This is a genomic window from Streptomyces sp. NPDC007095 (assembly GCF_040634475.1).
Taxonomy (GTDB): Bacteria; Actinomycetota; Actinomycetes; order Streptomycetales; family Streptomycetaceae; genus Streptomyces.
The window spans coordinates 1-6845 of the sequence record NZ_JBEYFS010000375.1 but is presented as its reverse complement, the minus strand read 5'-3'; the positions used below and the strand labels follow the sequence as shown (position 1 = coordinate 6845).

Annotated in this window: 9 protein-coding genes; 4 read left to right on the top strand and 5 right to left on the bottom strand. The window is 70.4% G+C overall.

The genetic code is table 11. The features are described from left to right. Window positions 1-887, top strand: an 887-nt coding sequence (locus ABZ656_RS55140) for a tetratricopeptide repeat protein (RefSeq protein ID WP_360279887.1), incomplete at its 5' end; no start/stop codon positions are given. Between the two features lie 146 nt (window positions 888-1033). Here the strand turns inward: ABZ656_RS55140 and hppD are convergent. Continuing rightward, complete coding sequence (gene hppD, locus ABZ656_RS55135) at window positions 1034-2179, bottom strand: 4-hydroxyphenylpyruvate dioxygenase (RefSeq protein WP_101404914.1); 1146 nt, start codon at window positions 2177-2179, stop codon at window positions 1034-1036. Between the two features lie 122 nt (window positions 2180-2301). Between hppD and ABZ656_RS55130 the strand changes: the two genes are divergently transcribed. The 3 genes from ABZ656_RS55130 to ABZ656_RS55120 all read left to right on the top strand — a co-directional run bounded on the left by ABZ656_RS55130 (window position 2302) and on the right by ABZ656_RS55120 (window position 3821). Beyond that, window positions 2302-2772 carry an Lrp/AsnC family transcriptional regulator gene (locus ABZ656_RS55130; protein WP_054229681.1) on the top strand — a complete coding sequence of 157 codons (471 nt, stop codon included), beginning with the start codon at window positions 2302-2304 and terminating at the stop codon, window positions 2770-2772. Between the two features lie 252 nt (window positions 2773-3024). Next, window positions 3025-3636 (top strand): helix-turn-helix domain-containing protein, encoded by a 612-nt coding sequence (locus ABZ656_RS55125; protein WP_360279883.1) that lies wholly within the window; start codon window positions 3025-3027, stop codon window positions 3634-3636. After that, window positions 3633-3821: a hypothetical protein gene (locus ABZ656_RS55120; RefSeq protein ID WP_101404912.1), complete on the top strand. Its 189-nt coding sequence runs from the start codon at window positions 3633-3635 to the stop codon at window positions 3819-3821. The genes ABZ656_RS55125 and ABZ656_RS55120 overlap by 4 nt, the downstream gene beginning before the upstream one ends. Window positions 3822-3841: 20 nt before the next feature. Here ABZ656_RS55120 and ABZ656_RS55115 read toward each other — a convergent pair whose 3' ends face one another. From ABZ656_RS55115 to ABZ656_RS55100, 4 genes are all read right to left on the bottom strand, one after another. Continuing rightward, a complete protein-coding gene (locus tag ABZ656_RS55115; RefSeq protein WP_360279880.1) occupies window positions 3842-4630 on the bottom strand; it encodes a S16 family serine protease in 789 nt (262 codons plus the stop codon). Window positions 4631-4645: 15 nt separating this feature from the next. After that, window positions 4646-5767 carry an o-succinylbenzoate synthase gene (gene menC, locus ABZ656_RS55110; RefSeq protein ID WP_101404910.1) on the bottom strand — a complete coding sequence of 374 codons (1122 nt, stop codon included), beginning with the start codon at window positions 5765-5767 and terminating at the stop codon, window positions 4646-4648. Next, complete coding sequence (locus tag ABZ656_RS55105; RefSeq protein ID WP_360279877.1) at window positions 5764-6552, bottom strand: chorismate synthase; 789 nt, start codon at window positions 6550-6552, stop codon at window positions 5764-5766. Before ABZ656_RS55105 ends, menC begins: the two co-directional genes overlap by 4 nt. A 42-nt stretch (window positions 6553-6594) precedes the next feature. Beyond that, window positions 6595-6845, bottom strand: a 251-nt coding sequence (locus ABZ656_RS55100; protein WP_360279874.1) for a hypothetical protein, incomplete at its 5' end; no start/stop codon positions are given.

The following is a 6845-nucleotide window of genomic DNA, read 5'->3' as shown; positions in this document are numbered from 1 at the left end:
GCGCCACCGCACCGGCCGAGCGGGCGACCTTGCTGGCGCAGTCGGGCCGGCTCGCCTGGGAGCGCGGGGACCGCGAGGAGTCGCTGCGCTACTACGAGGCCGCGCTGAGCAACGATCCCCACCAGCACGGCGCGCTCGCCGGACAGGGGCGTGCTCTGGCGGCGCTCGGGCGCAACGCGGAGGCGCTGCGTGCGTACCAGGCGGCGCTCGCCCAGGAGCCCGATCCGCGGTACGCGCTGGAGCTGGGCGAGCTGTACGAGACGCTGGGGGAACGCGACGCGGCACAGACGCAGTACGCCCTGCTGCGGGAGCGGGTGCGCACCGACGCCGCGGCCGGTGTCGACGACGAACTGGTCCTCGGGCTGTTCGAGGCGGACCACGGCGATCCGGAGGACGCGGTGCGCCGGCTGCGCGAGGAGTGGGAGCGCCAGCCGGGTGTCGCCGTCGCGGACGCGCTGGGATGGGCGCTGCACCGGGCCGAGGAGGACGAGGAGGCGCTGAAGTTCGCGACGAAGGCGACGGACAAGACGAAGGGCGGCGGCGTCCGCAGCGCGCTGTACGTCTTCCACCGGGGGCAGATCGAACGCGAGCTGGGCCTGCTCGCGCCCGCACGCCGCCACATCGCGGAGTCCCTCCAGATCAACCCGTACTTCTCCCCCGTCCTCGCCCCCCAGGCCCGGCACGCCCTGGCCGCCCTCGGCGAGCCGCCGGCGGAGCCGCTGCCCGAGCCGAAGGACGAGACCCCGACGGAACCGGAGGGCGCGGCGGGGCCGCCGGGCACTGCCGTGAATCCGGCGAACCCGGCGGCCCCGCGGGCGCCCCGTCGACCCAGAGCAACGCGGGCGCCGGCACCGGCGCCGGCGCCGCGACACACGGCGTCACGCTGACAGATGACAGATGACCGCTGCCCGCTGCCCGCTGCCCGCTGCCAGATGACAGATGACAGATGACAGATGACAGATGACAGGCGACAGGCGACAGGCGACAGGCGACAGGCGACAGGCGACAGGCGACAGATATCCGCGTTTGATCCCTACAGGTTGCCGCGCTTCTCCTGCTCACGCTCGATCGCCTCGAAGAGCGCCTTGAAGTTGCCCTTGCCGAAGCCCATCGAGCCGTGTCGCTCGATGATCTCGAAGAAGACGGTCGGCCGGTCCTGGACCGGCTTGGTGAAGATCTGGAGCAGATAGCCGTCCTCGTCGCGGTCGGCGAGGATCTTGAGCTCGCGCAGGGTGTCGACGGGGACCCGGGTGTCGCCGACCCACTCGCCGAGGGTGTCGTAGTACGAGTCGGGCGTGTCCAGGAACTGGACCCCGGCCGCACGCATGGTGCGTACGGTCTGCACGATGTCGTTGGTGTTCAGCGCGATGTGCTGGACGCCCGCGCCGCCGTAGAACTCCAGGTACTCGTCGATCTGGGACTTCTTCTTGGCGATGGCGGGCTCGTTGATCGGGAACTTGACCTTGAGCGTGCCGTCGGCGACGACCTTCGACATCAGCGCGCTGTACTCGGTCGCGATGTCGTCGCCCACGAACTCCTTCATGTTCGTGAAGCCCATGACCTTGTTGTAGAAGCCGACCCATTCGTTCATGCGGCCGAGTTCGACGTTGCCGACGCAGTGGTCGATGGCCTGGAAGGTGCGGTGGGCGGGCGGTTCGACGATCGGGGCGGCGGCGGTGAACCCGGGGAGGTACGGGCCGTCGTAGCCGGTGCGTTCGACGAGCGTGTGCCGGGTCTCGCCGTACGTGGCGATCGCGGCGAGGACGACGGTGCCGTGCTCGTCCTTGAGCTCGTAGGGCTCGGCGAGCGGGCGGGCGCCGTGCTCGACGGCGTACGCGAACGCGGCGCGCGCGTCCGGGACCTCGATGGCGAGGTCGACGACCCCGTCACCGTGCGCGGCCACGTGCTCGGCCAGGAAGTGGCCCCAGGTGGTGGCGGGCTTGATGACAGAGGTGAGGACGAAGCGTGCCGAGCCGTTCTCGAGGACGTACGACGCCGTCTCGCGGCTGCCGTTCTCCGGTCCGGAGTAGGCGACCAGCCGCATGCCGAAGGCCGTGGAGTAGTAGTGCGCGGCCTGCTTGGCGTTGCCGACGGCGAAGACGACCGCGTCCATTCCCTTGACCGGGAAGGGGTCTGCCTGCCGGGCGGTGTCGGGAGTGAGGTGTGTGGTCTGCGTCATGGCCGCAGACTCTCTCCGTTCCACAAGGTGCGCAATAGTTTGCGTGAGAGCTGGACAATGTGCTCAGCAAAAGGCTCATGCCTGCGGGCGTTCTGTACATGATGACCACCCGGGAGGGCGGCATGGCAATCGATCACCTGGACGGCCGGCTCATCGTGCTGCTGGCCGAGGAGCCGCGCATCGGCGTGCTGGAGATGTCCCGGCGGCTCGGGGTCGCGCGCGGCACCGTGCAGGCCCGGCTGGACCGCCTTCAATCGAATGGAGTCATCCGGGGATTCGGTCCGCAGGTGGATCCGGCCGCGCTCGGCTACCCCGTCACGGCCTTCGCGACGCTGCAGATCCGGCAGGGACAAGGCACAGACGTACGGGCGCACTTGGCGACCGTCCCCGAGGTACTGGAGCTGCACACGACCACCGGCAGCGGCGACATGCTGTGCCGCCTGGTGGCCCGCTCGAACGCCGATCTCCAACGTGTGATCGACCGGGTCGTCGGTTTTGATGGCATCGTCCGGGCCTCCACGGCGATCGTCATGGAGAACCCCGTTCCGCTGCGGATCATCCCGCTGGTGGAGCAGGCGGCGACCGAGCACTGACCGACGACCGGGCATGTGGCGTGAACTCGGCAGTACCTGAGCGGGTGACAGGTGTGGACACCAACGCCGATCACATCGCGGCCCATGCGGTTCGGGACGTGCGGCTGACCATGAACCCTGGCAGCAGGACTCGCTCCCGCTCAACCTGTGGGAACGATTCGTCAAGGGAGGGTGAGCGGGCCGAAACCTTCCAAAGGAGTGGTTGCAAAGAAACCCTTGCAAGCATTTCTTTGCAACGCTACCTTTGCATGCATGGAAGAGGAACCTCTGACCGAGGAACGACTGGTCCGCACCCTCGACGCCCGCACCCTGCGCGGCATCGCCCACCCCCTGCGCATGCAGTTGCTGTACGCGCTGCGGCAGCGGGGGCCCGCCACCGCGTCGATGCTCGCCGAGCGGCTGGGCGAGTCCAGCGGGGCTACCAGCTATCACCTGCGGCAGTTGGCCACGCACGGCTTCGTCGAGGACGCACCCGAGCGGGGCAAGGGCCGTGAGCGCTGGTGGCAGGCCGTCGACCAGGGCTTGTACTTCGACGCGAACCTGCTCAAGGACGGCGACCCGGTGGTGCGCGGAGCGGCCGACATGTACCTGCATGAGATCGCGACCACGCACACGCGTGAGCTGTCGACGTGGCTGGGTACTCGCGACGACTGGTCCGAGGACTGGTACCGGGGCAGCGACATGAGCGACTGGACCCTACGGCTGACGGCCGCGCAGTCCCGTGAACTCATCCAGAAGATGCACGACCTGCTCGAAAGCTACCGGCCCCTCGCCCACGCCGAGGACGACCCCGCCGCGGAGCAGGTCCGCATCCACACCCACGCCTTCCCCCTCACGCAGGACCGAACGGAGACGCACCCATGACGCACGCCGAAACCCACCTCGCCCTGCACCACACCCGCGCCGCCGAACTCCGGGCCCAGGCCGAAACCCACCGCCTGGCCACCTCCGCCCGGCGCCCCGGCGAACTGCGCACCCGCCTCGGCTGGACCCTCGTGGAGGTCGGACTGCGTCTCGCCGCCGCCCCCCGAATCGCCGTCGCGCACTAGCGGCGCACCAGCGCGGCTCGCTAGCAGCTGGGGACCGAGCCCTTCCCCTTCTCCAGGGAGACCAGCGCGTCGACCGCGCCCTTGAGCGTGGTCACCGGAACCAGTCGCAGCCCCTTGGGCAGTTCCGACTTGGCGTCCGAGCACTCCGCCTTCGGGACCAGGAAGACCGTCGCGCCGTCGCGCCGGGCGGCCTGCGTCTTCAGGGCGACCCCGCCGACCGCGCCGACCTTGCCGTCGGCGTCGATCGTCCCCGTACCCGCGACGTCGCGACCGCCCGTGAGGTCGCCGCCGCTGCCGTCGCCGTCCAGCTTGTCGATGATCCCGAGCGTGAAGAGCAGTCCGGCGCTGGGCCCGCCGACGTCGGCCAGCTTGAGCGTGACCTTCACGTCGTTCTTCTCGTGCAGATAGGACAGCGCCGCCTCGGTGGCCGTGTCCTGGGACTTCTTCATCTCGTCCGCGTTGTGCTGCTCGATCTCCTTGACGGAGTTCCCGCTCGGGTAGACCGAGTCGCGCGGCATCACGGCCCGGTCCGTACGGAACCAGCCGTCGATCACGTCACCGAGGCTGACGCTCGCGTCCGGCCCGGTCGCCTCGATCGTCGTCATCCGCAGCTGCCCGCTCGTCGTGCGGGTGGGCGCTCCGCTGATCGTGATCACCGGGTCGCCCTTGTTCTCGCCGAGAACGTTCGCCGTCATGCCGGGCTGCGCCACGGAGAAGGGCAGCGGCGCGAACGCCGCCGTGGCGAGCAGGGCCACGACGGGAGCGGCGCAGACGGCGATGGCCTGGAGGCGTGTGAGGCGAGAGAGCACAGGATCAATCTAACGTCACCGCTCGGCGCGGCCTCCGTACAGGTCCCGCCGGGCGGTGGTGAAGCGGCGCAGCGCCTCCGGCAGCGGCTCGGTCCCGATGCCCGGAGTGCGCGGCACCGGCAGATGACCGTCCTGAAGGACGAAGGGCTCGGTGATGTCCTCGGCGAAGTAGCGGCTGGAGGCGGAGGTGTCACCGGGGAGGGTGAAGCCCGGCAGGGCCGCCAGGGCCAGGTTCGGGGCCCGGCCGATGCCCGTCTCCAGCATGCCGCCGCACCAGACCGGCACCCCGTGCGCGTGGGCGACGTCATGGATGCGGCGCGCCTCCAGGTAGCCGGCGACCCGGGCGGGCTTCACGTTGACGACCCGGCAGGCGTCCATGGCGATCGCGGAGGCGGTGTCGCGGGCGCTGTGCAGGGACTCGTCGAGGCACACGGGGGTGGCGATGCGCTGCTGGAGCCGCGCGTGCGCGTGGAGGTTGTTCTCCTCCAGCGGCTCCTCGATGAGCAGCAGCCCGAACGCGTCGAGCCGGCGCAGGTGCTCGGCGTCCGCGAGCGAGTACGCCGTGTTGGCGTCCACCTGGAGCGGCAGTGCGTCCCCGAAGCGCTCACGCACGGCCCGTACGGGCTCCAGGTCCCAGCCGGGTTCGATCTTCAGCTTGATCCGGACGTACCCCTCGGCGAGATAGCGCTCGACGTCGTCGAGGAGTGCCGGGACGGAGTCCTTGATGCCGACCGACACTCCGGCGGGCACGCGGTCGTGGACGGCTCCGAGGTAGGTCGCGAGCGACATGCCGTACGCGCGCAGCTCGGCGTCGAGGACGGCCGTCTCCAGGGCCGCCTTGGCCAGCTCGTGCCCCTTGATCTTCGCCGTCGCGGGGGCGAGCGCGGCGGCCGTGAGATACGGGAGGGCTGCCACGCGCGGCAGCAGGAAGTCACGGAGCACGATCTCGGCGCCGGCCACGAACTCCGAGCAGTACAGCGGCTCGGGGTCGGCGGCGAACTCCGACCAGCCCTCGGCCGCGTCCGTGACGACGTGCAGGAGGAAGGTGTCCTTCGTCGTCATGGTCCCGAAGGAGGTGCGGAAGGGGGTGACGAGGGGCAGCGCGATGTGGACGACTTCGACGCGTTCGAGTTTCATGCGGCGCCTTCCGTGGCGGGGCGGGTGAGGGTGTACCAGCCGTCGCGGGACATCCCCGTGGCGACGTACCCCTCGGCAAAGGCCTCCGTGAAGACCGCGCGTACGGCGTGGCGCCAGCGCAGCGCGAGCACCGGGTCGGCGGCGCGCAGCTTGACGACGTCGTCCGGGACCCGGCACCAGATGTGCCGGTCGGAGGTGTCGCGGCGGGCGAGGAAGGCGTCGTCGGGGGCGAGGTGGGGGGCGGGCGCGGCGTCACGGTCGCCGGCCTCCCCGGGTGTACTGGGCGTACGGGGCGCGGCCAGATCCCAGGTCACGGTCAGCCGGTCGCTCTCGTCCCCGTCGTTCACCCCGTCCGCCATGGGCCCGTAGAAGTCGACCAGGTACTCCGTGCCGGTGGCCCCCAGCTTGACCAGGTTGAAGCGGGCGTTGCGGCCGACCAGCGGATCGAAGGTCCAGCGCATGGTGCGGGCGCCGCGCTCCAGGGCCCAGGCGCGCTGGGCCTGCTTCACGGCGTACCCGGCACCCCGGTCGGTGGCGGCGGCCGCGGCGACCAGCGAGTACGTGTCCTGCCGCCCCGGCTCCCCGAACACGGCGACGGCGGCTCCGGCCAGCCGTGTCCCGTCGTACGCGGCATGCACCGCACCTCCGGCGTGCACCAGGCTGTGCAGCACCTCCGCCGGATAGGGCGGGTTGCTGCGGGGCGACTGCCAGACGTCGCTGAAGAGGTCGGCCACCGCGCCGATCCCGGCGACGTCGTGAACGGTACGGATGCTCACTTCGGTCATGGAACCGAGTCTCGAAGCTCGCGGCGGCGCCCACGTTGTACATCAGGACAACACGCGCGTACGTTTCTGATGAGATCGGCCAACCACGCCCGTCCGAAACCGGCCGACCATCCTTGTCATCCCCATCCCCATCCCGTTCCCGTTCCCGTTCCCGTTCCCGTCCCCGTCCCCGTCCCCGTCCCCGTCCCCGTCCCCGTTCCCGTTCCCGTTCCCGTTCCCGTTCCCGTTCCCGTTCCCGTTCCCGTTCCCGTTCCCGTTCCCGTTCCCGTTCCCGTTCCCGTTCCCGTTCCCGT